General features: G+C 55.3%; 24 protein-coding genes and 1 other annotated feature. Of the genes, 13 read left to right on the forward strand and 11 right to left on the reverse strand.

All coding sequences use genetic code 11. The annotated features are described in order from the left end of the window. Positions 1–59 precede the first annotated feature (59 nt). Positions 60–3152: a beta-galactosidase gene (locus PUZ33_RS12945; protein WP_058681171.1), complete on the forward strand. Its 3093-nt coding sequence runs from the start codon at positions 60–62 to the stop codon at positions 3150–3152. Between the two features lie 33 nt (positions 3153–3185). Here the strand turns inward: PUZ33_RS12945 and PUZ33_RS12950 are convergent, their stop codons facing one another. Then, entirely contained in the window at positions 3186–4007 is an 822-nt protein-coding gene (locus PUZ33_RS12950; RefSeq protein ID WP_058681170.1) for a nickel/cobalt efflux protein RcnA, read from the reverse strand. A 134-nt stretch (positions 4008–4141) separates the two neighbouring features. Between PUZ33_RS12950 and PUZ33_RS12955 the strand changes: the two genes are divergently transcribed. Further along, positions 4142–4417 carry a metal/formaldehyde-sensitive transcriptional repressor gene (locus PUZ33_RS12955; RefSeq protein WP_014830896.1) on the forward strand — a complete coding sequence of 92 codons (276 nt, stop codon included), beginning with the start codon at positions 4142–4144 and terminating at the stop codon, positions 4415–4417. Here the strand turns inward: PUZ33_RS12955 and PUZ33_RS12960 are convergent. Continuing rightward, the gene (locus PUZ33_RS12960; RefSeq protein WP_023620097.1) at positions 4398–5975 is read right to left on the reverse strand and encodes an EAL domain-containing protein; all 1578 of its coding nucleotides are present in this window, start codon (positions 5973–5975) and stop codon (positions 4398–4400) included. The two genes, PUZ33_RS12955 and PUZ33_RS12960, sit on opposite strands and share 20 nt — an antisense overlap. A gap of 231 nt (positions 5976–6206) precedes the next feature. Here PUZ33_RS12960 and PUZ33_RS12965 point away from each other — a divergent pair, with 231 nt between their 5' ends. Together PUZ33_RS12965 and ykgO are read left to right on the forward strand one after the other, a co-directional pair. Beyond that, positions 6207–6467 carry a type B 50S ribosomal protein L31 gene (locus PUZ33_RS12965; RefSeq protein ID WP_274205320.1) on the forward strand — a complete coding sequence of 87 codons (261 nt, stop codon included), beginning with the start codon at positions 6207–6209 and terminating at the stop codon, positions 6465–6467. A gap of 2 nt (positions 6468–6469) precedes the next feature. Next, complete coding sequence (gene ykgO, locus PUZ33_RS12970; protein WP_003859006.1) at positions 6470–6610, forward strand: type B 50S ribosomal protein L36; 141 nt, start codon at positions 6470–6472, stop codon at positions 6608–6610. Here ykgO and PUZ33_RS12975 read toward each other — a convergent pair. Continuing rightward, a complete protein-coding gene (locus PUZ33_RS12975; protein WP_023620096.1) occupies positions 6607–7317 on the reverse strand; it encodes a GNAT family N-acetyltransferase in 711 nt (236 codons plus the stop codon). The genes ykgO and PUZ33_RS12975 overlap by 4 nt on opposite strands. A gap of 101 nt (positions 7318–7418) precedes the next feature. On the opposite strand from PUZ33_RS12975, the gene pdxR reads away from it, so the two are divergent. Continuing rightward, positions 7419–8879, forward strand: coding sequence for a MocR-like pyridoxine biosynthesis transcription factor PdxR (gene pdxR, locus PUZ33_RS12980; RefSeq protein WP_048970693.1), 1461 nt, complete (start codon positions 7419–7421; stop codon positions 8877–8879). On the opposite strand, the gene PUZ33_RS12985 is transcribed toward pdxR, so the two are convergent. The 6 genes from PUZ33_RS12985 to acrA all read right to left on the reverse strand — a co-directional run bounded on the left by PUZ33_RS12985 (position 8851) and on the right by acrA (position 15690). Further along, positions 8851–9318, reverse strand: a complete 468-nt coding sequence (locus tag PUZ33_RS12985; protein WP_013095887.1) for a YlaC family protein — start codon at positions 9316–9318, stop codon at positions 8851–8853. The genes pdxR and PUZ33_RS12985 overlap by 29 nt on opposite strands. A gap of 115 nt (positions 9319–9433) precedes the next feature. Then, positions 9434–9985, reverse strand: a complete 552-nt coding sequence (maa, locus tag PUZ33_RS12990; protein ID WP_013095888.1) for a maltose O-acetyltransferase — start codon at positions 9983–9985, stop codon at positions 9434–9436. A 209-nt stretch (positions 9986–10194) separates the two neighbouring features. After that, a complete protein-coding gene (locus PUZ33_RS12995) occupies positions 10195–10413 on the reverse strand; it encodes an HHA domain-containing protein (RefSeq protein WP_013095889.1) in 219 nt (72 codons plus the stop codon). Between the two features lie 27 nt (positions 10414–10440). After that, on the reverse strand, positions 10441–10815 hold the full coding sequence (gene tomB, locus PUZ33_RS13000) for an Hha toxicity modulator TomB (RefSeq protein WP_008499288.1): 375 nt from the start codon (positions 10813–10815) through the stop codon (positions 10441–10443). Positions 10816–11327: 512 nt separating this feature from the next. Beyond that, positions 11328–14474, reverse strand: a complete 3147-nt coding sequence (acrB, locus tag PUZ33_RS13005; RefSeq protein WP_013095890.1) for a multidrug efflux RND transporter permease subunit AcrB — start codon at positions 14472–14474, stop codon at positions 11328–11330. Between the two features lie 22 nt (positions 14475–14496). Next, positions 14497–15690 (reverse strand): multidrug efflux RND transporter periplasmic adaptor subunit AcrA, encoded by a 1194-nt coding sequence (gene acrA / locus PUZ33_RS13010; protein ID WP_023620093.1) that lies wholly within the window; start codon positions 15688–15690, stop codon positions 14497–14499. A 141-nt stretch (positions 15691–15831) separates the two neighbouring features. Between acrA and acrR the strand changes: the two genes are divergently transcribed. Then, positions 15832–16485, forward strand: coding sequence for a multidrug efflux transporter transcriptional repressor AcrR (gene acrR, locus PUZ33_RS13015; RefSeq protein ID WP_013095892.1), 654 nt, complete (start codon positions 15832–15834; stop codon positions 16483–16485). A 113-nt stretch (positions 16486–16598) separates the two neighbouring features. Beyond that, positions 16599–19946: a mechanosensitive channel MscK gene (gene mscK, locus PUZ33_RS13020; RefSeq protein ID WP_058681169.1), complete on the forward strand. Its 3348-nt coding sequence runs from the start codon at positions 16599–16601 to the stop codon at positions 19944–19946. Between the two features lies 1 nt (position 19947). Here mscK and rsmS read toward each other — a convergent pair whose 3' ends face one another. Both rsmS and priC read right to left on the reverse strand, forming a co-directional pair. Beyond that, complete coding sequence (gene rsmS / locus PUZ33_RS13025; RefSeq protein WP_023620091.1) at positions 19948–20133, reverse strand: pleiotropic regulatory protein RsmS; 186 nt, start codon at positions 20131–20133, stop codon at positions 19948–19950. Between the two features lie 12 nt (positions 20134–20145). Beyond that, positions 20146–20673: a primosomal replication protein N'' gene (gene priC / locus PUZ33_RS13030; RefSeq protein ID WP_038418819.1), complete on the reverse strand. Its 528-nt coding sequence runs from the start codon at positions 20671–20673 to the stop codon at positions 20146–20148. Positions 20674–20723: 50 nt separating this feature from the next. Between priC and PUZ33_RS13035 the strand changes: the two genes are divergently transcribed. The 6 genes from PUZ33_RS13035 to htpG all read left to right on the forward strand — a co-directional run bounded on the left by PUZ33_RS13035 (position 20724) and on the right by htpG (position 26794). Beyond that, entirely contained in the window at positions 20724–21101 is a 378-nt protein-coding gene (locus PUZ33_RS13035) for a DUF454 family protein (protein WP_013095896.1), read from the forward strand. A gap of 151 nt (positions 21102–21252) precedes the next feature. Continuing rightward, positions 21253–21804 carry an adenine phosphoribosyltransferase gene (gene apt, locus PUZ33_RS13040; RefSeq protein WP_000127359.1) on the forward strand — a complete coding sequence of 184 codons (552 nt, stop codon included), beginning with the start codon at positions 21253–21255 and terminating at the stop codon, positions 21802–21804. A gap of 88 nt (positions 21805–21892) precedes the next feature. Continuing rightward, positions 21893–23818, forward strand: coding sequence for a DNA polymerase III subunit gamma/tau (dnaX, locus tag PUZ33_RS13045; RefSeq protein WP_020685009.1), 1926 nt, complete (start codon positions 21893–21895; stop codon positions 23816–23818). After that, positions 23148–23212 (forward strand) — a sequence feature (DnaX frameshifting element). Its footprint overlaps the gene before it by 65 nt. Positions 23819–23871: 53 nt before the next feature. Then, positions 23872–24204: a YbaB/EbfC family nucleoid-associated protein gene (locus PUZ33_RS13050; protein ID WP_003858972.1), complete on the forward strand. Its 333-nt coding sequence runs from the start codon at positions 23872–23874 to the stop codon at positions 24202–24204. Continuing rightward, entirely contained in the window at positions 24204–24809 is a 606-nt protein-coding gene (gene recR, locus PUZ33_RS13055; RefSeq protein ID WP_013095898.1) for a recombination mediator RecR, read from the forward strand. The genes PUZ33_RS13050 and recR overlap by 1 nt, the downstream gene beginning before the upstream one ends. A gap of 110 nt (positions 24810–24919) precedes the next feature. Further along, complete coding sequence (gene htpG / locus PUZ33_RS13060) at positions 24920–26794, forward strand: molecular chaperone HtpG (protein WP_023620089.1); 1875 nt, start codon at positions 24920–24922, stop codon at positions 26792–26794. Positions 26795–26958 lie beyond the last annotated feature (164 nt).

The raw sequence follows: 26958 nt of genomic DNA on the forward strand, positions 1-26958 counted from the left end.
CGCGGCAGTTTGCCAGGGCATGTTGAGTAAAATTGTGAGCGCTTCGCAAAGAGGAAAACATGTCCAATACTGTCTCGCTGACTCTCAGCGCACTTCTGGCCCGTCGGGACTGGGAAAATCCCGGCGTCACCCAGTGGAACCGGCTGGCGGCGCATGCGCCATTTCACAGCTGGCGTAATGAACACGCCGCCAGAGAGGACGCGGCATCCATCAGCCGACGTTCCCTGAATGGGGAGTGGCGATTTAGTTTCTTTTCTGCACCTGAGCAGGTTCCGCAGGCATGGACAGGCGAAGATTGCCCGGATGCCGTTGCGATGCCGGTGCCGTCAAACTGGCAGATGCAGGGGTTTGATACACCTGTTTACACCAACGTCACCTATCCCATTCCCGTCAATCCGCCCTTTGTTCCGGCAGAGAATCCGGTCGGTTGTTACTCGCTCACATTTGAGATGGAGGACGCCTGGCTCGAGGGCGGGCAAACCCGCATTATCTTTGATGGCGTAAACTCGGCGTTTCATCTCTGGTGCAACGGTCAGTGGGTGGGGTATTCCCAGGACAGCCGTCTGCCGGCCGAATTCGATCTCTCGGACGTGTTGCGTGCTGGTCAGAACCGTCTGGCCGTGATGGTTTTGCGCTGGTGCGACGGAAGCTATCTGGAAGATCAGGACATGTGGCGCATGAGCGGGATTTTCCGCGATGTGTCGCTGCTGCATAAGCCGGAGACGTACATCGCGGATTATCAGGTGGTCACCGACCTCAATGCGGAGCTGGATCGCGCCGTGCTGAAGGTGGATGTTGCCCTGGCGGGCGCTCACTTTACGGAGTGCGAGGTGGCAATAACGCTCTGGCGCAACGGTGAACGCTGTGCCAGCGCCACCCGGCAGCCAGGCTCGGCCATTGTGGATGAACGCGGCAACTGGGCCGAGCGGTTGACGGTGGCGATCCCGGTTGCGTCACCCGCTTTATGGAGTGCTGAGACCCCAGCGCTTTATCGGCTGACGATCGCGCTGCTGGACCCGCAGGGTGAGGTGCTGGAGATTGAAGCCTGTGATGTGGGTTTCCGCCGTGTTGAAATCAGCAATGGCCTGCTGAAGCTCAACGGCAAGCCACTGCTCATCCGCGGGGTCAACCGGCATGAACATCACCCGGAAAACGGCCAGGTGATGGACGAAGCGACGATGCGTCGCGATATCGAAATCATGAAGCAGCACAACTTCAACGCCGTGCGCTGCTCGCACTACCCGAACCATCCTCTGTGGTACCGGCTTTGCGATCGCTACGGCCTGTATGTGGTTGACGAGGCCAATATCGAAACCCACGGCATGGTGCCGATGAGTCGTCTCGCTGACGATCCCCGCTGGCTGCCCGCCATGAGCGAGCGCGTGACCCGCATGGTGCAACGCGATCGTAATCATCCTTCCATTATCATCTGGTCGCTGGGCAATGAGTCTGGTCACGGTGCAAACCACGACGCGCTGTATCGCTGGCTAAAAACCACCGATCCGACGCGCCCGGTTCAATATGAAGGCGGTGGAGCGAATACGGCGGCGACCGATATCATTTGTCCGATGTATGCCCGTGTTGATCAGGATCAGCCGTTCCCGGCAGTGCCGAAATGGTCCATTAAAAAATGGATCGGGATGCCGGATGAAACCCGACCGCTGATCCTCTGCGAATACGCCCACGCAATGGGCAACAGCTTTGGCGGCTTCGCCAGATACTGGCAGGCGTTTCGTAGCCATCCGCGTCTGCAGGGAGGATTTGTCTGGGACTGGGTCGACCAGGCGCTGACGAAGAAAGATGAAAATGGCACCCCATTCTGGGCCTACGGCGGCGATTTTGGTGATACACCCAATGACCGACAGTTCTGCCTTAACGGGCTGGTATTCCCCGATCGCACGTCGCACCCGGCACTGTATGAGGCTCAGCGTGCGCAGCAGTTCTTCACCTTTACGCGGGTAAGCACTTCTCCGCTGGTGGTGGACGTGCAAAGCGATTACCTGTTCCGTCATACGGATAACGAGCTGCTCAGATGGTCGGTGACCCGTGACGGAACGGTGCTGGCTAAGGGGGAGGTTACGCTCTCCATCGCGCCTCAGGAGACTCAGCGTCTGGACATCTCGCTGCCCGCGCTGACGGCGGAGCCGGGCGAGGTCTGGCTGAATGTAGAGGTGTACCAGCTGAAGGCGACGCCGTGGTCACCGGAAAACCATCGCTGCGCGTGGGATCAATGGCCACTCCCGGCACCGTTGTTTATCGCCCCGCCCGCACCGGTGGGTGTGCCGCCGGTACTGACGCAAACCGATGAGATGCTGACCCTGACGCACCAGCAGCAGCGATGGATAGTTGACCGTACCTCAGGACACCTGACGCAGTGGCTGAACAATGGCGTTGAAACGCTGCTCTCGCCGCTGACGGATAACTTTACCCGCGCGCCGCTGGACAATGATATCGGGGTCAGCGAGGCCACGCGTATCGATCCAAATGCATGGGTGGAGCGCTGGAAGGCAGCGGGGATGTACGACATCACCCCGCGGTTGCTGCGTTGTGAAGGAGAGCAGCATGCCCGCGAGGCGGTAGTCACGACGCTGCATGCCTGGGAACATCTCGGCAAAGCGCTGTTCCTGAGCCGTAAAGTCTGGCGAGTGGACGATCAGGGTGTGCTGCACGGTGAGGTTGAAGTAGAGGTTGCGTCTGATATTCCGGAGCCTGCGCGTATTGGCCTGAGCATGCATCTTGCCCGGCCGCCGGAAGTCGTTCACTGGCTGGGGCTGGGGCCGCATGAAAACTACCCGGACAGAAAGCTGGCAGCACAGCAGGGGCGCTGGACGTTGCCGCTGCAGGCAATGCATACGCCGTACATCTTCCCGACGGAAAACGGCTTGCGGTGCGATACCCGTGAACTGGTGCTGGGGACGCATCAGTTGAACGGGCAGTTCCATTTCTCTGTGAGCCGCTACAGCCAGCAACAGCTGCGTGAGACAACCCATCACCATCTGCTGCGTGACGAGCCGGGGTATTGGCTCAATCTTGATGCGTTCCATATGGGCGTGGGTGGAGATGACTCCTGGAGCCCCAGCGTCTCGCCGGAATTCATCCTGCAAAATCGCCAGCTTCGCTATCGCTTTAGCTGGCGTCAGAACCTCAACTGACCTTCGGTGGCGGCCACGCGTTGGCCGCCTGGTTCAGGCCAGGATACCGCCTAACCCGTGCAGGATCATGTAACCCCCCACCAGGATAATCAGTGCCGCAGAGAACCACGGTGCTTTGCGTGAAAACTCGCTGAACCCCGGCCAGCGTTTTGTCGCATGTTTAAGGCTTAACGCGGCAATCGCGCCCGATGCCACCAGCGTTAACGCCAGACCAATACTGAAGCTAAATACCAGCGTGGCGCCCAGGGCAAAGTGCTTGAGCTGCAGGCAGATCAGCAGGACGGTGATTGACGCCGGGCAGGGGATCAACCCGCCGGTCAGCCCAAACATCGCAATTTGCCCGGTGGTGACGTTTTGTCCGTTAAAACGACGATTGATATCCTGCGCATGGGCGCGCTGGTGGGCGTCTTGCCACTCCTCTGCAACCAGTTGATGTCCATGATGGTGATGATCATGATGGTGGTCATGGTCATGGTCATGGTCATGGTCATGGTGGTGATGATGATCGTGCGGCTGATTCTCCTTCCAGGTACGCCACGCCATCCACAGCGCGATCAAAACGATCAATACCCCAGAGATAAGCTGGAACCAGGGTTCAGAGGTTTGCGCATCCCAGCCGCGACCAAACCATAATCCCGCCATGGCAATGATCCAGACCACCGCGGTATGGGAAAGCGTGGCCGCCAGCCCCAATAATACCGCCTGTTTCAGCGTGCCGCGGATCGCCACAATAAAGGCCGCCATCATTGTTTTAGAGTGGCCCGGCTCAAGACCATGCAGGGCACCGAGCAGGATCGCGCTGGGAATGAATAGCCATGCGTTGCCCTGTTGCAGAAGAGAAGCAAAATCGTTCATTACAAAATCCGCACTGGAAAAGGTGCGCAGATAGTACTCCCCCCCAGTAGTTGAATACTACCCCCCAGTAGAAAAATACTCAGGGGGAGTAGGGCGTGTTATGCTTTATCCGCCAGAAGAAGAAGGATGCAGAGATGTCACATACGGTTCGTCACAAGAAGATGTTATTGACTCGCCTGAAGAAAATTCAGGGGCAGAGCACCGCGCTGGAAAAAATGCTCAGTAACGACGAGCATGAGTGTGCCGAGGTATTACAGCAGCTGGCCGCGATCCGCGGTGCGGTGAATGGCATGATGCTGCAGGTGATCGAAGGCCATTTAACCGATCACGTCGTCAAAGAGCCTGAGGAAGATCAGCGTGAGGCCGATCTTGGCGTGGTTTTACAGGTGATCAAATCTTATCTGAAGTAGAAGGGGCGTTAAGGTTATTTTCTGCCCATGCCATAAATTCCGCTTTTGGCAGCGCCTTACTGTAGTACCAGCCTTGCCCGTATTGCACGCCGTGACGGTGCAGCCAGGCGAGCTGCCCTGCGGTTTCCACGCCCTCAGCAACCATCGCCAGCTTCAGTGATTTCGCCATTTCTATAATGTGTGGCGTTACGTTTTTGTACTCCAGCGCATCCACGAACGACTTATCAATTTTCAGCGTGTCGACGTCCAGATCCTGCAGATAGCTCAGGCTGGAATAGCCCGTGCCAAAATCATCGATGTAAATGGCGTGGCCCGAACGGCGAAAAGCGGCGATGGCCGGTGCGCTGATTTTGGGATCGGCAAAGCCGCGTTCGGTTAATTCAAGCGCTATCTGTTCCGGGCGGACTTGCCATTTATTGAGTAGCTGGCTCAGAAGCGGCGGCAGCTTGCCGGAGGTTAAATCTGCAGGCGCGAGGTTGACGGAGATATGCTGATCGGCATGGAGATGCAGCCAGTTGCCCATATCCTCGAACACTTTTTCGATCACCAGATGCGTGAGGCGCGAGATAAGCCCCGTTTGTTCCGCCAGCGGGACGAAACTGTCAGGCGACAGGCTACTCCCGTCAGGCTGAGGCCAACGCGTTAGCGCCTCTGCGCCCACTATTTTCCCGCTACAGAGCGCCACAATAGGCTGGTAGTAAACCTCGAATTCGCGGTTATTGATGGCATCAAGCAGGCGGTTACGCGGTGACTGGATGCGACGCAATATCCGCAGAACAAACAGGGCGGCAAGCAGGCTTATCAGCATGCCAAACGGCAGCCAGAAAAGGAGTTGCCGGTGCCAGGTTTCCGCCAGCGGTTTCAGCGCAGCCCATGCAACAACGTTTATTCCCAGCTCCGGTACGGGCTTCATGACGTACATTGCACCGTTGTACTCAACACTGACCATCTCCTGATCTTTAATCATGTCACGGATGTGCGGATCCAGTTTGCTGCTGCTGGAGAACACGAGATGCGTTGCGTTCGCTACCAGGGCGGCATCGATAGAAATATCGGCGAAGGGGATCACATCCACCAGCGAGGCGGGATCGACCAGTACCAGATAATGTCCTTGCCCCAGCACGGCCATGTTGCGGTTGAAACCGAGTTCATTTGGCCTCGTAAGCCACGCGCTATAGCCATCTTCCGTAATGCGCATGGGCGGCGGGAACGCAGTCGCTTTGCTGACCTGTTCCAGCGACGAGCACAGCGGTTTAAGGTTATCGGTGTAGATCACTTCCTGAACATAGAGCCACGAGAAGGCGATCCGGCGCATTTCCCGTAAATGCAGATGGCTACAGGGAGGGCCTTTAAAGGTCTGCAGTTGCGTGAGCGCTTCCTTGGCCTGCCCAACAACCCTGTCCGTACGCAACAGCACGCGTGAGGCATAGCTGTCCAGCGCATCGACAAATTTTTCTTCCGCCTGGCGATGCGCCAGCCAGATACTGAGGCAAATCGGTATCAGCACAGAAAAGATCAGTATGCCAGTCACCAGGCTGACCAGATGTCGGGTTTTCATGCTGCCGTGTCCTTCCTCATATGCCCACTCCAGGGCACTGAGACGCTTGCCAGAGGAGAAAGTTTTTACCGCGAAATGATATAGTTATAGCACGTGAGCGTCATGGTTTTCGTTCCGCAGCAGTGAAATCAAAAAATATCGTCGGAAATGTGATGCACTCTCGGGGGTTGTTTTTACCGCAGAGCCTGGATATTATTTTGTTATGTTATAACAAAACATGAGTAATTCACGATGAAACCCAATATCCATCCAGCCTATCGCACCGTGGTGTTTCACGACACCAGCGCCAATGAATACTTTAAAGTTGTTTCAACCATCAAGACTGACCGCGAAATTGAACTCGACGGTGAAACCTATCCTTACATCACCATCGAGGTCTCTTCAAAATCGCATCCGTTTTATACCGGCAAACAGAAAACCTTCTCGACGGATGGCAGCGCGGCGCGCTTCCGTAAACGTTTTGGCGGCTTTCTTAATGCGAAGCGGGGGTGATCATGCAAGTACTTAACTCGTTGCGGAGTGCGAAACAGCGTCACCCGGATTGCCAGATAGTCAAACGTAAGGGACGCCTGTATGTGATTTGCAAATCAAACCCGCGCTTTAAAGCGGTGCAGGGACGTAAAAAAAGACGCTAGACGCCCGTTTCACGCCAGCTTTCCAGGGATCTTTTCTGTTTGCCATCGGCAGTAAAATTGTCGGTGGCAAGCCAGCTTTCAAAGGCGCTCGCCAGCGCTGGCCACTCTTTGTCGATAATCGAAAACCAGTCCGTATCCCGGTTATGGCCTTTGGTGACCAGCGCCTGGCGAAAACGACCCTCAAACAAAAAGCCCAGACGCAGCGCAGCCTTGCGGGAAGGCTCGTTCAGGCTGTTGCACTTCCACTCATAACGCCGGTAACCCAGAGTATCGAACACGTATTGCATCAGCAGAAACTGCGCTTCGGTAGACATTGGCGTGCGGCTCAACAGCGGGGAGAAATGAACGTGTCCCACCTCCACAACGCCATTTTTGGGGTCGATACGCATCAGGGCCAGGGTTCCCACCGGGGAGCGGGTCTGATTATCGAAGACGGTAAAGTGTATCGGGTCTGATAATTCACTCACGCTTGCCACCCATGCGGCAAATTCTCCTGCCGTGGCATCGGGTTCACGCAGAAGCCATGTCCAGCTTCGGGTATCCCCGGCGAGCGAATAAGCGGCAAACAGCGCACCGGCATGCTCCACCTGCAGCGGCTCAAGCCAGCAGTAGCGGCCCTGAAGGACCACCCGGGAAGGGTGCTGACGCGGCTGCCAGTCGATTAGCGCTTCGCCCACCGGCTGCCCAAACTGATTGAAAGTATTCATCTTCATCTCCGTGACGTTGTAAAGAGTTCCAGACTAGTGAAGAAGTGGTTCCTTAAAAAGGACCAACAGGCTATGTTTTGGTGGTACCACGAGGAGGGGCGATGAATATTCCAGGCGATGAACTGTATACCTTGCTGAATACGGCGCTGAAAAACCGCGGACAAGAGACGCTGCAGCGCACGCTTTATCTTTCATTGCGGGAGTACATATTGTCCGGCAGGTTACAGTCCGGTAGTCGCCTGTCTGGTTCCAGGACGCTGGCCGGGCACCTCTCCCTTTCCCGAAACACCGTTAATGGGGCACTGGAACAGCTCACGCTCGAAGGGTATCTGTTGCGTAGCCGCCAGGGAACGCGGGTGGCACCGCTGGCGGCCCGTCAGCTCGCGCAGGATTTACCGGCACCTGCGGTTGCGCTTGCCGGACGGGTTAGCGCACTGCCTGCCCCTGTACCGCGTAGCACGCCGGTTCTGGCCTTTACGCCGGGGACACCGGCCATCAACTATTTTCCCTTGCCGCTCTGGCGGCGCCTGTACGATCGCGTGTTGCGGGAGGAGGGAAGTGCCCTGTTGGGCTACGGCGATCCCGCCGGGGAACCTGCTTTGCGGGCGGCCATTGCCCGCCACCTTGCGCTTTCCCGCGGGATTGACTGCGACGCCAGCCAGATTGTGATCACCGAAGGCGCACTGGAAGGCGTGAACCTCTGCACTCTGCTGTTGAGTGAGCCGGGCGATGTTGCCTGGGTGGAAGATCCCGGCTATGCCGGCGCAAAAAGCGCCTTTGTGAAAGCGGGTTTAGCCATAACGGGAATACCGGTTGATGGAGAGGGCATGTGCTGGGAAGGAACAGAGGCGCCGTCCCCTTCGCTTATTTTTACTTCACCTTCACATCAGTTTCCGTACGGAAGTGTCCTCAGCGCGCGGCGGCGTCTGGCGTTACTGGATGTGGCGCGACAACATAACGCCTGGATTATCGAGGATGATTACGACAGCGAGTTTCGTTATAGCGGTGAGCCGGTACCGGCGATGCTGGGAATGATTAACCATGCGCCCGTTGTTTATCTGGGTACATTCAGCAAAACGTTATTCCCGTCGCTCAGAATGGGGTTTATGGTGTTCCCCCCGGCGCTGGCGAAAGCGGCACGCCCGGCCATCGGTTCGTTATTGCGCGGCGGACATCGTGCTGAGCAGCGTACCCTGGCGCTGTTCATTGAAGAGGGTCACTATGCCCGCCATTTGGCAGCCATGCGTCGTCTCTATCGTAAACGCTACCGGCAGCTGCGTGAGGCTCTGAATGCGGAGCTTCATGTACCACACCGGATTCTGGCGGGGGAAGGGGGCATGCATCTGACGGTGGCGATTGACGGAATCGACGACAGGCAACTGGTGGAACAGGCCAGGGCGTATCAGCTGGCTCCAGCGGCATTGAGCGGGTATTACCTTGATACAAAACAGGGGCAGAGCGGTCTGGTATTAGGCTACGGGAACACATCCGCTTCACTGTATGCGTCGGCTATCCGACGCATACAGATACTGATCACGCAACAGCAGGGCGGGAAAGGGTAAAGACATCATAGAAAGAGAGCTGGCCTTTGGTTGAGACCATTTTTTGCAGTTTCTCTTTTTGTTCGGTTTCTACTGCAGGGGAGTGCAGAATGCTGTCGATCAGTTCCGGCGGGACAAAACGGGTGTTGTACCACTCGCCGTTGTAGCAGACCCGGAAATCGAGCACGTCGATATCTTCATAACGATAGCGCGGATGCACGTCAAAAAAGAAAAACGCGTTAAATACCACAAACAGCACCACAAGCAGCCAGACGGAGTCCACCAGCGTTTCGGATTTCAGCATGACAATCAGCGTTGCCAGCCAGGCGGCATACATTGCGACAAACAGGCCTGGATGTTTGCGAATAAAGCTAATGCTAAAGCGCGGGCGATTATCGCGCTTTTCGCGGATGTTGAGATCGTCGATGGTGGCGGTAAGCAGGCGCTGTATTTCGGTCATTTTTTGCCTTCATGATTGTTGAATACAGAGGATCTGCCTATTTTAGGGGAGCCATTTGACTGAAAAAAGTAACAGTTACGCGCTGAAAGACCATAACAGTTGACTCCCCACATCCTCACAGCATTTTGATAATTTTCGCCGGATTACCCCCGACGACGGCATTGGCCGGGACATCTTTTGTCACCACAGCGCCGGAGGCAATCACCACATTATCCCCCACCGTGACGCCCGGGTTAATCACCGCTCGTCCGCCGATCCAGACATTATTGCCAATGCGCACGGGTTTACCGTATTCCACTCCGCTGTTGCGTTCTTCGGCATCCAGCGGGTGGGTGGCCGTATAAATATGCACGCCAGGCGCGAGCATACAGTTATCACCAATATGAATAGGGCAGACATCGAGCATCACGCAGTCGAAGTTAGCGTAAAATTCTTTGCCCAGGAAAATGTTATAGCCATAGTCACAACGGAAAGCTGGCTCAATATAAGCCCCTTCACTTTGCCCCAGCAGTTCCGCCAGAATCTTCTGGCGTTCTGTTTTCTCATCGGGGGCGGAGTGGTTATAGCGGTGAACCAGATGGCGGGCGCGCAGTCGGTCGGCCCGTAATGTTTCATCACCAGGACGGTAATGTTCACCCGCAATCATTTTCTGTTTTTCTACGCTCATAGGATGCCTCTCTGGGTTCGATTACCGCAGGGTAATCGGGATAAGCCAGGAAGGGAACGTTCCCGAAAAGCGCGTGTGACTAAAGTCACAACATTGTTGCTAATGATCACGTTTTACACGGAGACCTGGCTTTAACACCGGGATCGTAATTCGAAAGGTATAAACAACTAAGAGAGTGGCGTAGAACCTCTACAGACACACTGCAACAACTAACGGACAAATTTCCACACGGAAGGCGGGATTTTGTCATACAGTTTATTCATGGTCAGCTCGGCAAGACGATGGTCAGCGGCTGAATAAAATACGGTCAGTTCATTATCAGAAAGCTCGTATTTATTTTTTTCAATCACGCGTTCGAGTGTGTCAATTGACTGACAACGTCGTAAGCGCATCAAATAATCGGTTTTTGTGAGTGGTTTATCAGACATAAATTCACCTTAGTCATTGTAATAATTTTAACAGGAAAGGCTAACCGGGTTAGCTCTGCTCACGTTGACGAAACAGCGGAATAGCCGGTTTCCAGATTTACGCCATTTCTGCAAATCCTGCGCGTTAATGCCGTAGCTGCTGAACAACATAAAGGTGTCATCCAGGTATTCGTCAATTTGCTCAATCAGTTTATTATCTTCATTGTACTTAATTTTATAATTAAGTGCGAAGGTCGCGATATGCTCTATCAACTCATTCAATTGCAAATTGATGGCCGATGTTGGATCGTTCACCCAGCCATGATTACTTTCATCAAGATTGGCAAGGCAGTCATGGTACAAGGATTCGCAGAGAAATTTCAACTGCGCGATATCATGCCTTTTTGGCGAGTACTCGTCCATAGCGCATCCCCGTCTGAGTGATTTCTTACTCACCGAACATCATTGTCGGGATGGATACAACCTACTTAGCTCTACGGGTGCTGTGCTCCTGTTCACTCTAACTATAAGCCACTCTGATCAGGATTTCACCGCGCTATTACGAAAAATTACAATTAAAATCAGAGTCTGCGAGCGTTTACGCAATAGTACATCCTAAGGTGAACACTTTTATCCAAATTAACGCTGGTTTTTTTTCGCTTCCTTACGTTTCATTGATTTAGCGTAAACACGCGGAAAAAGTCCGGATTCAGAATTTTCTTTGTATGGACTTGTTATTAGGAATATTCCTAATAAGTTAAGCGGCGAAATGGAATTAAAACAATCCTGAGTTCGCCCATTAAGTTTTCTGCTAATTATGATATGCCTTTTAAACATGGCATAAAATAAATAAAACGACAATAAGCGTATTTTATGATTTTTTTCAGAAATGAAAAAGGCCGCTAATGCGGCCTTTTTATCATGTGAAACCGGTATCAGTGAGGTTCTACCGAATGACTGTGTTCAATATCTTCATTCTTCCGGCTGAAGCGGCGGCGAACCACCACGAAGAACACCGGTACGAAGAAGATAGCCAGTACGGTCGCGGTGATCATACCGCCCATTACCCCGGTACCTACCGCGTTCTGTGCGCCGGAACCCGCACCAGAGCTGATAACCAGCGGCAGTACCCCGAGGATAAATGCCAGTGAGGTCATCAGAATAGGGCGCAGACGCATACGAACAGCTTCAAGCGTGGCTTCGATCAGGCCTTTACCTTCTTTCTCCATCAGATCTTTGGCGAATTCGACGATAAGTATCGCGTTCTTCGCCGACAAGCCAATGGTTGTCAGCAGGCCTACCTGGAAGTACACGTCGTTGGTCAGTCCACGGAACGTTGCGGCCAGCAGCGCACCGATAACCCCCAATGGCACCACCAGCATAACGGAGAACGGAATTGACCAGCTCTCATACAGTGCCGCCAGACACAGGAACACCACAATCAGTGAAATGGCGTACAGGGCAGGGGCCTGGTTACCGGACAGACGTTCCTGATAGGACATACCGGTCCAGTCATAGCCAATACCCGCAGGCAGCTTGCTGGCTAACTCTTCCATCAGGTTCATGGCTTCACCGGTGCTTCGACCCGGCGCGGCCTGACCCAGAATTTCCATGGATGGCAGCCCGTTATAACGTTCCAGACGCGGTGAACCGTATTCCCAGCGCGACGTCGAGAAGGCTGAGAACGGCACCATCTGGCCATCGCTGCCGCGAACGTACCAGTTGTTGATATCGTTCGGCAACATACGGTATTGCGCTTCAGACATCACGTACACTTTCTTCACACGACCGCGGTCGATGAAGTCGTTAACGTAGCTACCGCCCCAGGCTGCGCCCAGTGTGGTATTGATGTCGCTGATGGATACACCCAGCGCCTGCGCTTTCTCCTGGTCGATGTCGATCTTGTACTGCGGCGTATCTTCCAGGCCGTTAGGACGCACGCCGACCAGCAGGTCAGGGTGTTTAGCCACTTCGCCAAACAGCTGGTTACGCGCCTGAGTCAGTTTCTCGTGGCCCAGACCGCCCTGGTCAATCAGCTGGAAGTCGAAACCGGTCGCCGTACCCAGTTCAACGATCGCTGGCAGGTTAAAGGCGAAGACCATCGCATCTTTAATCTGCGAGAAGGTGCCCATTGCACGGCCGGTGATCGCTTCAACCTTGTTCTCTTCGCCCGGACGTTCGGACCAGTCTTTCAGTGAAACGAAGGCGATACCGGTGTTTTGGCCACGACCCGCAAAGCCAAAGCCGTTAACCGCAAACACGGATTCAACGTTCGCTTTTTCTTTGGTGAGGTAGTAGTCCGTCACTTCATCCAGCACTTTCTGGGTACGTTCTTGCGATGCACCCGCCGGAAGCTGCGCCATCGTCAGGAATACGCCCTGGTCTTCATCTGGCAGGAACGAGCTTGGCAGACGAACGAACAGATAGGCCATGCCCACCACGATGATGATATAGAGCAGCAGATAACGACCGGTGCTGCGCAGAATGTTCCCTACGCTGTCGGTATAGTGGTGCGTACTCTTATCAAACATGCGGTTAAACCAGCCGAAGAACCCTTTGTGCTCGCCGTGACCGCCTTTCTGAATCGGTTTCAGCATGGTTGCACACAGCGCAGGCGTCAGGATCAACGCCACCAGCACCGACAGCGCCATCGCAGAAACGATAGTGATGGAGAACTGACGGTAAATCGCACCGGTAGAGCCCCCGAAGAAGGCCATCGGAATAAATACGGCGGACAGCACCATCGCGATACCGACCAGCGCGCCCTGGATCTGGCCCATGGATTTACGGGTTGCTTCCTTCGGCGGCAGACCTTCTTCCGCCATGACGCGCTCGACGTTTTCTACCACCACGATGGCGTCATCCACCAGCAAGCCGATGGCGAGCACCATCCCGAACATCGTCAGGGTGTTTATCGAGTAGCCAAATATTGCCAGTATGGCGAAGGTTCCGAGCAAGACGACCGGTACGGCGATGGTTGGAATCAGCGTCGCGCGGAAGTTCTGCAGGAACAGATACATCACCAGGAAGACCAGGATGATCGCTTCTACCAGGGTTTTAACCACTTCGTGAATCGAAATTTTAACGAATGGCGTGGTGTCATACGGATAAACGATCTTCAGACCTGACGGGAAGAACGGTTCCATCTTCTTCAGTTCTGCACGGATAGCCGTTGCGGTGTCCAGGGCGTTAGCACCGGTCGCCAGTTTGATACCCAGACCGGAAGCCGGTTTGCCGTTAAACTTCGCAATGATGTCGTAGTTTTCGCCACCCAGCTCCACTTTTGCCACGTCACGCAGGCGAACCTGCGAACCGTCCTGATTCACTTTCAGCAGAATTTTGCTGAATTCATCGGCGGAGGTCAGACGGGTTTGCGCGATGATGGACGCGTTAAGCTGCTGGCCTTTCACCGGCGGCGTACCGCCTAACTGACCGGCTGCAACCTGGGCGTTCTGCGCTTTAATGGCGTTGATGACGTCAACCGGCGTCAGCTGGAAGTTGTTCAGTTTGTTCGGGTCCATCCAGATACGCATCGCGTACTGGGAACCAAACAGCTGAACGTCACCCACACCTGAAGTACGGCTGATGGCGTCCTTCATGTTGGCGCCCACGTAGTCGGAAATATCCTCCTGCGTCATGGTGCCGTTGGTGTTGATAACGCCAACAACCATCAGGAAGCTACTGGACGATTTCTCGACGCTCACACCCTGCTGTTGTACTTCCTGCGGCAGCAGCGGCATCGCCAGCTGCAGTTTGTTCTGCACCTGAACCTGCGCGATGTCAGCATCAGTACCAGACTCGAAGGTCAGGGTGATCTGAACCGTACCGGTGGAGTCACTGTTTGAGGACATGTACATCAGGTTATCGATACCGTTCATGTTCTGTTCGATAACCTGCGTAACGGTATCCTGCACCGTTTTCGCATCCGCCCCCGGGTAGGTTGCGGAGATCGTCACCGCCGGTGGCGCAATGGTCGGATATTGCGCAACAGGCAGCTTCAGGATCGCAAGTCCCCCGGCCAGCATGATAATAATGGCGATCACCCATGCGAATATGGGGCGATCGATAAAGAAATTAGGCATGTCTTAACGGCTCCTGTTTAAGTTAAGACTTGGTTTGTTCTGACTGGCCAGCGGCCGAAGCTTGTTGTTTATCGTCAGACTTCACTTCCTGTGCTTTAACCTGCGCGCCAGGACGAACTTTTTGCAAACCAGTAACAATCACGCGATCGCCATCTTTCAGACCGTCCGTCACCAGCCATTTATCGCCAATCGCCTGCGTAGCAGTGATATTGCGCATTTCGACTTTGTCACCAGCGCCAACAACCAGTGCGCTCGCATCGCCGCGTGGCGTACGGGTCACACCCTGCTGTGGAACCAGAAGTGCGGTTGGGTTAGTGCCTTCTTCCAGACGTGCGCGAACGAACATACCTGGCAACAGGGTGTGGTCAGGGTTCGGGAAGATCGCACGTAAGGTGATGGAACCGGTGGTCTGGTCGACCGTCACATCAGAGAATTCCAGCGTACCCGCCTGTGGATATTTGATGCCGTCGTTAGTGACCAGCTCCACTTTGGCTTTGCCGTTCTCCTGCTTCAGGGTGCCGTTTGCCAGCTCTTGTTTCAGTCGCAGGAAATCGTTGCTGGACTGCGTCACGTCAACGTAGATCGGATCAAGCTGCTGCACGGTTGCCATCGCTGTGGCCTGACCGTTTTGTACCAGCGCCCCTTCCGTCACGGAGGATTTACCAATACGACCGCTGATAGGGGAGGTCACTTTGGTATAGGCCAGGTTGATGCGCGCGGTTTCGACAGCTGCTTTTGCTGCCACAACGGCCGCGTTAGCCTGCTGTGCATCCGCCAGGGCTGTGTCGTAGTCCTGTTGGCTGATGTACTGCGTACCGAGCAGTTTTTTGTAACGATTCAACGTCAGCTGAGAGATTTTGGCCGCCGCTTCCGCTTTCGCCAGGTCGCCTTTCGCGCTTTCATACGACGCCTGATACGTTGCGGGATCAATCTGATACAGAGACTCACCGGCTTGCACATCGCCGCCTTCGGTAAAGTTACGTTTCAGGATAATGCCGCTCACCTGAGGACGAACTTCTGCAATGCGATAAGCACTTGTGCGGCCAGGCAATTCGGTGGTGATCTGAAGAGGTTCGGATTTGAGCGTCACAACGCCAACTTCTGGCATCTGCTGCGCTCCTTGTTGAGCCTGTTTGTCGTCACATCCTGTAAGCGCTAAGCTGCCTGAGAGCATCAGAACGACCGCCAGAGGCGTTAACCCTCTGTTTTTGTTCATATGTAAACCTCGAGTGTCCGATTTCAAATTGATCAATGGTCCTGAGTCCAAAAACCCATTGCTGCGTTTATATTATCGTCATGCTATGGTACATACATTCACAAATGTATGTAAATCTGACGCCTGTAAATTCACCCACTTATGGCACGAAAAACCAAACAACAAGCGCTTGAAACCCGACAACACATTCTGGATGTGGCAATCCGCTTATTTTCTCAGCAAGGTGTTTCGTCAACCTCGCTGGCACAGATTGCTCAGGCCGCTGGCGTTACGCGGGGAGCGATTTACTGGCATTTTAAAGACAAGTCAGATCTGTTCAGTGAAATCTGGGAGCTTTCAGAGTCCAGCATTAGCGATCTCGAGAGTGAGTATCGGGCAAAATTCCCTGACGATCCACTCTCAGTATTAAGAGAAATATTAGTATATATCCTTGAAGCGACGGTAGTTGAAGAGCGCCGTCGGTTAATGATGGAAATTATTTTCCACAAATGTGAGTTTGTGGGAGAGATGGCTGTTGTGCAGCAGGCGCAGCGCAGCCTTAGCCTGGAAAGCTATGACCGCATTGAACAGAACCTGAACCAGTGCATGCAGGCTAAACTGCTACCGGCCAATCTCCTGACCCGCCGGGCGGCTATTCTGATGCGCAGCTACATTTCGGGCCTGATGGAAAACTGGCTTTTCGCCCCGCAATCCTTTGACTTAAAAGCGGAAGCCCGCAGCTACGTGGCGATTTTACTGGAAATGCTACAACTCTGCCCGACGCTGCGCAGCGACGCGCCTTCGCTCACTGCCTGAGCCATTTCCAGGATTTATCTCAGAGGCTCACGTTCGCGCTATTCTGCTTCAGGCGAGCGTGATATTCTGCACGCCGGACTATTTTCGGTCATCTTCTGACATCACTCACGACTATGCTGCACACCAATCGCTCGCAACATCCTGTTCTTGCACTACTCTTCGCGACGCTGTTTTTCTTCGCAACGGCACCGCTTTCCTGGGCCCGCGCCGATAACGGCAATGACATTCCATCACGTGCTGATGTTCAGTCGCAGCTCGACGCCCTGAATAAACAAAAAGATCTCACGCCGCAGGACAAACTCGTTCAGCAGGATCTGACGGAAACGCTGGAATCACTGGATAAAATTGAGCGCGTCAAAGCGGAAACCACCCAGCTTCGTCAGAAGGTGGCGCAGGCGCCTGAAAACATGCGTAAAGCAACGGATTCGCTAAATGCCCTGAGCGACGTGGATAACGACGACGAAACGCGCAAAACGCTGGCAACGCTGTCGCTGCGTCAGCTGGAGTCGCGCGTCGCACAACTGCTCGACGATCTGCAAACTGCACAGTCGGATCTCGCCACCTACAACAGTCAGCTTGTCTCTTTGCAGACTCAGCCCGAGCGCGTGCAAAACGCAATGTACGCCGCGTCTCAGCAGCTGCAGCAAATCCGTAACCGCCTGAACGGCACCACGGTGGGTGAAGGCACGCTGCGCCCGACGCAGCAAACGCTGCTGCTGGTTCAGCAGTCGTTACTGAATGCGCAAATTGAACAGCAGCGTAAAAGCCTGGAAGGGAATACGGTGCTGCAGGACACGCTACAAAAACAGCGTGATTACGTGACCGCCAACATTAACCGTCTGGAACATCAGCTTCAGCTGTTGCAGGAGGCGGTGAACAGCAAGCGCCTGACGCTGACGGAAAAAACCGCCCAGGAGGCGGTATCGCCGGACGAAACCGCCCGCATCCAGGCCAATCCGCTAGTGAAGCAGGAGCTCGATGCGAACCATCAGCTGAGCGAGCGCCTGATTCAGGCGACCGAAAACGGTAACTCGCTGGTTCAACAGAACATTAAAGTTAAAAACTGGCTGGACCGCGCGCTCCAGGCGGAACGTAACATCAAAGAGCAAATTGCGGTGCTGAAAGGCAGCCTTCTGCTGTCACGCATTCTTTATCAGCAACAGCAGACGCTGCCCTCTGCCGACGAGCTCGAGGACATGACCAACCGCATTGCGGATTTACGTCTGGAACAGTTTGACGTCAACCAGCAGCGCGATGCCCTTTTCCAGAGCGATACCTTTGTCGCCAAAATAGAAGAGGGCCACTCCAGTGAAGTGAACCCGGAAGTGCACGACGCACTGTTGCAGGTGGTGGATATGCGCCGCGAGCTGCTTGACCAGCTCAATAAACAGCTGGGTAATCAGCTGATGATGGCGATTAACCTGCAGATCAACCAGCAGCAGCTGGTGAGCGTTTCTAAAAGTCTGCAGGAGATTTTAACCCAGCAGATTTTCTGGGTTAACAGCAACAAACCGATGGACTGGGACTGGATTAAATCCTTCCCCGAAACGCTGAAAACGCAGATTAAAAGCATGAAAATCACCGGGAACTGGGAGAAAGCCTGGCCCGCGATGATGATTGCCTTCCTGGCGGGATTACCGCTGCTGCTGATTGCGGGCGTGATCCGCTGGCGTCTGGGATGGCTGAAGAACTATCAGGCGAAGCTGGCCTCAGAAGTGGGGCAACTGCGAAATGACAGCCAGCTGCATACGCCAAAAGCGATTCTGATCGATCTCATTCGCGCGCTGCCGGTGTGCCTGATCATCCTTGCTGTTGGCCTGATCCTGCTCACCATGCAGCTCAACGTCAGCGATTTGCTGTGGGCTTTCAGTAAAAAGCTGGCCCTGTTCTGGCTGGTGTTTGGTCTGTGCTGGAAGGTGCTGGAAAAAGACGGCGTGGCGGTGCGTCACTTCAATATGCCACAGCAACTGACCAGCCACTGGCGTCGTCAGATTGTCCGCATCAGCCTGGCGCTCCTGCCGCTGCACTTCTGGTCGGTGGTTTCCGAGCTTTCTCCGCTGCACCTGATGGATGACGTTCTGGGTCAGCTGGTCATTCTGCTGAACCTGCTGTTGATTGCCATCCTGATGTGGCCGATGTGCCGCGATAGCTGGCGTGATAAAGAGTCCCACAACCTGCGCCTCGCCACCGTCACGGTGCTGGCAATCATTCCGCTGGCGCTGATGGTGCTCACGGCGACGGGCTACTTCTACACCACGCTGCGTCTGTCCGGCCGCTGGATAGAAACCGTCTATCTGGTGATTGTCTGGAACCTGCTCTACCAGACCGTGCTGCGCGGCCTGAGCGTGGCGGCTCGCCGTATCGCTTATCGCCGCGCCATTGCGCGTCGTCAGCATCAGGTGAAAGAGGGCGCCGAAGGCGCGGAGCCGCAGGAAGAGCCGACCATCGCGCTGGAGCAGGTTAACCAACAGACGCTGCGTATCACCATGCTGGTGATGATTGCCCTGTTCGCGGTGATGTTCTGGGCCATCTGGTCTGATTTGATTACCGTCTTTGCCTATCTCGACAGTATCACCCTCTGGCAGTACAGCGGGACCGAAGCAGGCGCTGCGGTGATGAAGAGCGTCACCATGGGCAGCCTGCTGTTTGCGGTGGTGTCGTCGATGGTGGCCTGGGCGCTGATTCGAAACCTGCCGGGTCTGCTGGAGGTGCTGGTGCTGTCGCGCCTGAACCTGCGTCAGGGGGCGTCCTATGCCATTACCACCATCCTCAACTACGTCATTATTATTGTCGGGGCGATGACGGTCTTCGGCTCGCTGGGCGTGTCATGGGACAAACTGCAGTGGCTGGCGGCAGCGCTCTCTGTGGGTCTCGGTTTTGGCCTGCAGGAGATTTTCGGTAACTTCGTTTCCGGCCTGATCATCCTGTTCGAACGTCCGGTGCGAATTGGCGATACGGTGACCATCGGGACCTTCTCCGGTACCGTCAGCAAGATCCGCATTCGTGCGACCACTATTACCGACTTCGATCGCAAAGAGGTGATCATCCCGAACAAAGCGTTCGTGACCGAGCGTCTGATCAACTGGTCGCTCTCTGATACGACGACGCGTGTGGTGATCCGCCTCGGCGTAGCCTACGGTTCGGATCTGGATAAGGTGAAAGAGGTATTGCTGAAGGCCGCAAAAGAGCATCCAAAGGTTATGCACGAGCCGGCGCCAGACGTCTTCTTCACCACCTTTGGGGCGAGCACGCTGGATCACGAGCTGCGTTTATACGTGCGTGAGCTTCGCGATCGCAGCTACACCGTGGATGAACTGAACCGCTCCATCGACCGTCTGTGCCGTGAAAACAATATCAATATTGCTTTCAACCAGCTTGAGGTTCACCTGCATAACGAGAAAGGTGACGAGCATACGGAAGTGAAGCGTGAGATTAAGGGTGACGATCCGACTCCCGCCTGAACTATTTTCCCTCTCCCTGCGGGAGAGGGTTAGGGTGAGGGCAACCGGCCTTCACCTTTCCCTCAAAATCCCGCCGCACAATCTCCAGCGCCTTCAGCACCGTCTCAGCCGGGATCTCATGATTCTCCAGCAGCATAATCAAATCGACGGCCAGTTTGACCTCATCGGGGGCATTTTCCAGCGACATGTGTGGCTCCTTTTAACGGGTCAGGCGTTCAATGATGCGTTCGATCTCATCCAGCGCCTGACGGCAACGGACAAGACGTCCATCCAGCGCGTCGATTTCGCGCATCAATAACTGCTGCTCTTCCAGCGTTTCACTGTTGTTCAGACGTGCTTCCCGCTCGCGCTTCATCTCAAACAGACGGCGTTCAAACTCCTGATGCTCCAGCCGTTTGCGCTGCCATTTACCGAGGCCGGGCGACGCGCTATCCCAGGTACGCAGGGGCCAGGCTGCGATCTCCCGGTGCAAGGCGGTGATCTGACTGGTGAGATGCTCCGCAAGCCAGGCCACCTGCTCATGTTTACCGTCATTCACGGCCTGTCGCAGTTCGTCGAGGTTGGTCTGCGCCTCATCAAGATAGTCTTTCATCAGCGTACTTCGCGTATGAAATAACTGCCGGTCAAAGCGCGGTTTGAGCGTCGCATGCTGCATCAACGGTGACGCCTGCGTGCGCAGGGCAACGAGCTGATTTTGCAGCGTCTCTAAAAGCAGGGCTATTTTCAAGGCGCGCTCCAGTGGTAAAGTAGCCGTTCAGTTTGATAACGATTCGCATTATGCAGCGTACTATTTTAATCATCATTGGCTGGCTGGCGGTAGTGTTAGGCACCCTGGGCGTGGTTTTGCCACTTTTGCCCACGACGCCGTTTATTCTGCTGGCAGCCTGGTGTTTTGCCCGCTCATCCCCGCGTTTTCATCACTGGCTGCTGTATCGCTCGTGGTTTGGCGGCTATCTGCGCCACTGGCAGAAACACCGGGCCATGCCGCCTGGCGCAAAGCCGCGTGCGATTGCAGTCATCCTCATCACCTTCGCCATTTCATTATGGCTGGTGAAAATGATGTGGGTGCGGATCCTGCTGCTGGTTATCCTGACCTGCCTGCTTATCTTTATGTGGCGGATCCCCGTGGTTGATGAAAAGCAACAAAAGCACTGAAGCCTTATAATGGCTGTTGCAATTATTGCGCGCAGCCAGTAAATTCGACCGTTTTCGAGCACAGGCGCGCCTGGTTAAAGGTTAAACAATTGTTACCTTTACCGCCTCTTTGCGCGCTGTGAGTAACACTGTTTCATTTAGGCACAAACCGATGACCGCAACTGCACAGCAGCTTGAATATCTGAAAAACAGCATCAAAAGCATCCAGGACTATCCAAAACCTGGCATTCTTTTCCGTGATGTCACCAGCTTGCTGGAAGACCCGAAAGCGTACGCGCTCAGCATTGAACTGCTGGTAGAGCGTTATAAAAACGCCGGGATCACCAAAGTAGTAGGTACCGAAGCCCGTGGCTTCCTGTTTGGCGCACCGGTGGCGCTGGCAATGGGCGTAGGTTTTGTGCCAGTGCGTAAGCCGCGCAAACTGCCGCGTGAAACCATCGCGGAGAGCTATGAGCTGGAATACGGCACCGATCAGCTGGAAATCCACGTCGATGCCATTAAGCCTGGCGACAAAGTGCTGGTGGTGGACGATCTGCTGGCAACCGGTGGCACTATCGAAGCGACCGTGAAGCTGATTCGTCGCCTGGGTGGTGAAGTGACCGATGCGGCCTTCATCATCAATCTGTTCGATCTGGGCGGCGAACAGCGCCTGGAAAAACAGGGTATTACCAGCTACAGCCTGGTGCCTTTCCCGGGTCATTAATCCCGTTTCTCACAACCTCGCTCAATGGGTGAGGTTGTGATAGCATTCCCCTCCATTAATTCACCTTCCAGCGTTGCAGAGCCTGCCCATGAGTTATCAGGTGTTAGCCCGTAAATGGCGACCACAAACCTTTGCCGACGTTGTCGGTCAGGAACATGTGCTGACGGCCCTGGCGAACGGCTTGTCGCTAGGTCGTATCCATCACGCCTATCTCTTCTCCGGTACCCGCGGCGTCGGTAAAACCTCTATTGCCCGTTTGCTGGCAAAAGGTCTGAACTGCGAAACCGGGATCACCGCCACGCCGTGTGGCGTGTGTGACAACTGCCGTGAGATCGAACAGGGGCGCTTTGTCGATCTGATCGAGATCGACGCCGCCTCGCGCACCAAAGTTGAAGATACCCGTGACCTGCTGGATAACGTGCAGTACGCCCCGGCGCGTGGCCGCTTCAAGGTCTATCTGATCGATGAAGTGCACATGCTGTCACGTCACAGCTTCAACGCCCTGCTGAAAACGCTGGAAGAGCCGCCTGCGCATGTGAAATTCCTGCTGGCGACCACCGATCCGCAAAAGCTGCCGGTGACGATTCTGTCGCGCTGTTTGCAGTTCCATCTGAAGGCGCTGGACGTTGAACAGATCCGTACTCAGCTGGAACACATTCTCGACGAAGAGAACATTGTCCACGAGCCGCGCGCCCTGCAACTGCTGGCCCGTGCAGCGGACGGTAGCCTGCGCGATGCGCTCAGTCTGACGGATCAAGCCATTGCCAGCGGTGACGGTAAACTGTCGACGGAGGCGGTCAGCACCATGCTCGGCACGCTGGACGACGACCAGGCGCTGTCCCTGATTGAAGCCACGATCGCCGCGAACGGTGAGCGCGTCATGTCGCTGGTGAATGCCGCTGCAGCCCGTGGCGTTGAGTGGGAAGCCCTACTGGTCGAGATGCTTAGCCTGCTGCACCGTGTAGCGATGCTTCAGCTCTCTCCGTCAGCAATGGGGGCGGATATGGCGGCCATTGAACAGCGGATGCGTGAACTTGCGCGAACCGTGCCGCCTGCTGACGTACAGCTTTATTACCAGACCTTGCTGATTGGCCGTAAAGAGCTGCCGTTTGCGCCGGATCCTAGAATGGGCGTTGAAATGACGCTGCTGCGTGCGCTGGCGTTCCACCCGCGTATGCCGCTGCCAGAGCCTGAAGTGCCCCGGCAGTCATTCGCCCCGACCGCTCCAACGGCAGTGATGTCCCCGCAGCAGGTGCCAGCACAGCCGGCAGCGCCGCCGCAAAATGTACCGCTGTCGGATGCCACCAGTTCGGTGCTTGCCGCCCGCAGCCAGTTGCAGCGAGCGCAGGGAGCAACCAAACCAAAAAAGAGTGAACCGGCAGCGCCAGGAAGAGCGCGGCCGGTTAACAACGCCGCGCTTGAACGACTGGCCTCGGTAACGGAGCGCGTACAGGCGCGCCCGGCACCGTCCGCGCTCGAGCAAAAAGCCCCGGTGAAAGAAGAGGCTTACCGCTGGAAGTCGACGACCATCGTCGAAGAGGTGAAGAAAGAGGTTGCCACGCCAAAAGCGCTGAAGAAAGCGCTGGAGCATGAAAAAACACCGGAGCTTTCCGCGAAGCTCGCGGAAGAGTCTATCGCGCGTGACGCCTGGGCCGCGGAGGTCAGTAAACTGCATTTGCCTAAGCTGGTCGAGCAGGTCGCGCTGAATGCCTGGAAAGAGCAGGACGGTAATCAGGTGCGTCTGCATCTGCGTCCTGGTCAACGGCATCTGAACTCCCCCGGCGCACAAAAAGCGCTGGCGGAGGCGCTGGCCACATTGCAGGGTGCACCGGTTGAATTGACTATCATTGAAGATGATAATCCGGCGGTGCGAACGCCACTGGAGTGGCGCCAGGCCATTTATGAAGAGAAACTCGCGCAGGCGCGTGAGTCGATTATAGCGGATAACAACATCCAGACCCTGCGCCGGTTCTTCGACGCCGATCTGGATGAAGAGAGTATTCGCCCCATTTGATCGTGAGTCTGACTTACGGTTGTCATCGTTAAACGTGAAAGAGAGAGAAGCCTATGTTTGGTGGAAAAGGCGGTCTGGGTGGCCTGATGAAGCAGGCTCAGCAGATGCAGGAAAAAATGCAGAAGATGCAGGAAGAGATCGCTCAGCTGGAAGTCACGGGTGAATCCGGTGCCGGTCTGGTCAAGGTGACCATCAACGGTGCGCATAACTGCCGCCGCGTTGAAATCGATCCAAGCCTGCTCGAAGACGACAAAGAGATGCTGGAAGATCTGGTTGCAGCCGCGTTCAACGATGCCGCTCGCCGTATCGACGAAACCCAGAAAGAGAAAATGGCCTCTGTATCCAGCGGTATGCAACTGCCGCCGGGCTTCAAGATGCCGTTCTGATGCAAACCAGTCCGCTGCTCACGCAGTTAATGGAAGCGTTGCGCTGCCTGCCGGGCGTAGGCCCGAAGTCGGCGCAGCGTATGGCGTTTACGCTATTGCAGCGCGACCGCAGCGGCGGGATGCGCCTGGCGCAGGCTCTGACCCGCGCCATGTCAGAAATTGGTCACTGTGCGGATTGCCGTACTTTTACCGAGCAGGACGTCTGTAATATTTGCTCGAATCCGCGTCGTCAGGAGAATGGTCAGATTTGCGTGGTGGAGAGTCCGGCGGACATCTATGCCATCGAACAAACCGGGCAGTTTTCTGGCCGCTATTTCGTGCTGATGGGGCATCTCTCCCCGCTGGACGGTATTGGCCCGGATGATATCGGTCTTGATCGCCTTGAACAGCGTCTGGAGTCCGAGACCATCAAAGAGGTGATCCTCGCCACCAACCCCACGGTGGAAGGGGAGGCAACCGCCAACTACATCGCCGAGCTGTGCGCGCAGTACGGCGTTGACGCCAGCCGTATCGCTCACGGCGTGCCGGTTGGCGGCGAGCTGGAGATGGTTGACGGCACCACGCTGTCGCACTCTCTGGCCGGACGTCACAAGATTATTTTCTGACCAAACGGAGGCGGCATTCGCAGCCTCCGCTTGAAAATTTCCCTGCTTATCCCCATCTCTCCCTCAACGTTTTACAACCCCATTAAATGGCATTGTTGAGGTCGACTTAGATGAAAGGACAAGAAACCCGTGGTTTCCAGTCAGAAGTAAAACAGCTTCTGCACCTGATGATCCATTCCCTGTATTCCAACAAAGAAATCTTCCTGCGTGAGCTGATTTCCAACGCCTCCGATGCGGCGGACAAGCTGCGTTTCCGCGCGCTGTCTAACCCGGATCTGTATGAAGGCGACGGCGAGCTGCGCGTGCGCGTCTCTTTCAATAAAGAGAACCGTACCCTGACCATCGCCGATAACGGCATCGGCATGAACCGCGACGAGGTGATCGACCACCTCGGGACTATCGCCAAATCCGGGACCAAAGCGTTCCTGGAATCAATGGGCTCTGACCAGGCGAAAGACAGCCAGCTGATCGGCCAGTTCGGCGTGGGCTTCTATTCGGCGTTTATCGTGGCGGACAAAGTGACCGTGCGTACACGTGCGGCGGGCGACAGCGCGGAAAACGGCGTGTTCTGGGAATCTAAAGGTGAAGGTGAATACACCGTTGATGACATCACCAAAGCGGATCGCGGCACCGAAATCACCCTGCACCTGCGCGAAGGCGAAGACGATTTCCTGAACGACTGGCGCGTGCGCTCCATCATTAGCAAATATTCCGACCACATTGCCCTGCCGGTTGAGATTGAAAAACAGGAAGAGAAAGACGGTGAAACCGTGGTCTCCTGGGAGAAAATCAACAAGGCGCAGGCACTGTGGACGCGCAATAAGGCTGAAATCAAGGACGACGAATACAACGAGTTCTACAAACACATCGCCCACGACTTTACCGATCCGCTGACCTGGAGCCATAACCGTGTGGAAGGTAAGCAGGAGTACACCAGCCTGCTGTATATCCCGTCGCAGGCACCGTGGGATATGTGGAACCGCGATCACAAGCACGGTCTGAAGCTTTACGTTCAGCGTGTCTTCATCATGGACGACGCCGAGCAGTTCATGCCGAACTACCTGCGCTTTGTCCGTGGCCTGATAGATTCCAACGATCTGCCGCTGAACGTCTCCCGTGAAATTCTGCAGGACAGCACCGTGACCCGCAACCTGCGTAACGCGCTGACCAAACGTACGCTGCAGATGCTGGAAAAACTGGCGAAAGACGACGCGGAAAAATACCAGACCTTCTGGAAGCAGTTTGGCCTGGTACTGAAAGAAGGCCCGGCGGAAGACACCGCGAACGTAGAAGCGATCGCCAAACTGCTGCGCTTTGCCTCTACGCACACTGACTCCTCCGCGCAGACCGTGTCGCTGGAAGAGTACGTTTCCCGCATGAAAGAAGGGCAGGAGAAGATCTACTACATCACCGCCGACAGCTACGCCGCGGCGAAGAGCAGCCCGCACCTGGAGCTGCTGCGTAAGAAAGGCATCGAAGTGCTGCTGCTTTCTGACCGCATCGACGAGTGGATGATGAACTACCTGACCGAGTTCGACGGTAAGCCATTCCAGTCTGTTGCCAAAGCCGATGAATCCATCGACAAGCTGGCGGATGAAGTGGATGAAAGCGCGAAAGAAGCCGAGAAGGCGCTGGAGCCGTTCGTTGAGCGCGTGAAAACCCTGCTGGGCGACCGTGTGAAAGAGGTGCGCTTCACCCACCGTCTGACCGATACGCCGGCGATTGTGACTACCGATGCGGACGAAATGGGTACCCAGATGGCGAAACTTTTCGCTGCGGCGGGTCAGGCGATGCCAGAAGTGAAATATATCTTCGAGCTGAACCCGGATCACCCGCTGGTGAAACGCGCGGCGGATACCCAGGACGAAACCCGCTTCGCTGAGTGGGTTGAACTGCTGCTGGATCAGTCTCTGCTGGCCGAGCGCGGCACGCTGGAAGATCCTAACCTCTTCATTAAACGTGTGAATGCGCTGCTGCTGGCGTAATTGACCACGCCTCCCCTGGTCTTCTCCCTCTCCCCGTGGGAGAGGGCCGGGGTGAGGGCACCAGACCGCACTCCCCCAAATTATCTCCCCCCATTAACCGTTTCAGCCTTCCCGCCTTCCTTGAGCCGCATCCGTTCTGGTGGTATTGTTTAGCGCTTTTGAAA

Origin of the sequence: Enterobacter cloacae complex sp. 2022EL-00981, assembly GCF_028737495.1 — a bacterium.
In the GTDB taxonomy this organism is placed as follows: domain Bacteria; phylum Pseudomonadota; class Gammaproteobacteria; order Enterobacterales; family Enterobacteriaceae; genus Enterobacter; species Enterobacter cloacae.

Bases quoted from the DNA above. Each gene is read 5' to 3' on its own strand.
- PUZ33_RS12945 (WP_058681171.1), top strand. From the start codon at position 60: ATGTCCAATACTGTCTCGCTGACTCTCAGCGCACTTCTGGCCCGTCGG.
- PUZ33_RS12950 (WP_058681170.1), bottom strand. From the start codon at position 4,007: ATGAACGATTTTGCTTCTCTTCTGCAACAGGGCAACGCATGGCTATTC.
- PUZ33_RS12955 (WP_014830896.1), top strand. From the start codon at position 4,142: ATGTCACATACGGTTCGTCACAAGAAGATGTTATTGACTCGCCTGAAG.
- PUZ33_RS12960 (WP_023620097.1), bottom strand. From the start codon at position 5,975: ATGAAAACCCGACATCTGGTCAGCCTGGTGACTGGCATACTGATCTTT.
- PUZ33_RS12965 (WP_274205320.1), top strand. From the start codon at position 6,207: ATGAAACCCAATATCCATCCAGCCTATCGCACCGTGGTGTTTCACGAC.
- ykgO (WP_003859006.1), top strand. From the start codon at position 6,470: ATGCAAGTACTTAACTCGTTGCGGAGTGCGAAACAGCGTCACCCGGAT.
- PUZ33_RS12975 (WP_023620096.1), bottom strand. From the start codon at position 7,317: ATGAATACTTTCAATCAGTTTGGGCAGCCGGTGGGCGAAGCGCTAATC.
- pdxR (WP_048970693.1), top strand. From the start codon at position 7,419: ATGAATATTCCAGGCGATGAACTGTATACCTTGCTGAATACGGCGCTG.
- PUZ33_RS12985 (WP_013095887.1), bottom strand. From the start codon at position 9,318: ATGACCGAAATACAGCGCCTGCTTACCGCCACCATCGACGATCTCAAC.
- maa (WP_013095888.1), bottom strand. From the start codon at position 9,985: ATGAGCGTAGAAAAACAGAAAATGATTGCGGGTGAACATTACCGTCCT.
- PUZ33_RS12995 (WP_013095889.1), bottom strand. From the start codon at position 10,413: ATGTCTGATAAACCACTCACAAAAACCGATTATTTGATGCGCTTACGA.
- tomB (WP_008499288.1), bottom strand. From the start codon at position 10,815: ATGGACGAGTACTCGCCAAAAAGGCATGATATCGCGCAGTTGAAATTT.
- acrB (WP_013095890.1), bottom strand. From the start codon at position 14,474: ATGCCTAATTTCTTTATCGATCGCCCCATATTCGCATGGGTGATCGCC.
- acrA (WP_023620093.1), bottom strand. From the start codon at position 15,690: ATGAACAAAAACAGAGGGTTAACGCCTCTGGCGGTCGTTCTGATGCTC.
- acrR (WP_013095892.1), top strand. From the start codon at position 15,832: ATGGCACGAAAAACCAAACAACAAGCGCTTGAAACCCGACAACACATT.
- mscK (WP_058681169.1), top strand. From the start codon at position 16,599: ATGCTGCACACCAATCGCTCGCAACATCCTGTTCTTGCACTACTCTTC.
- rsmS (WP_023620091.1), bottom strand. From the start codon at position 20,133: ATGTCGCTGGAAAATGCCCCCGATGAGGTCAAACTGGCCGTCGATTTG.
- PUZ33_RS13035 (WP_013095896.1), top strand. From the start codon at position 20,724: ATGCAGCGTACTATTTTAATCATCATTGGCTGGCTGGCGGTAGTGTTA.
- apt (WP_000127359.1), top strand. From the start codon at position 21,253: ATGACCGCAACTGCACAGCAGCTTGAATATCTGAAAAACAGCATCAAA.
- dnaX (WP_020685009.1), top strand. From the start codon at position 21,893: ATGAGTTATCAGGTGTTAGCCCGTAAATGGCGACCACAAACCTTTGCC.
- PUZ33_RS13050 (WP_003858972.1), top strand. From the start codon at position 23,872: ATGTTTGGTGGAAAAGGCGGTCTGGGTGGCCTGATGAAGCAGGCTCAG.
- recR (WP_013095898.1), top strand. From the start codon at position 24,204: ATGCAAACCAGTCCGCTGCTCACGCAGTTAATGGAAGCGTTGCGCTGC.
- htpG (WP_023620089.1), top strand. From the start codon at position 24,920: ATGAAAGGACAAGAAACCCGTGGTTTCCAGTCAGAAGTAAAACAGCTT.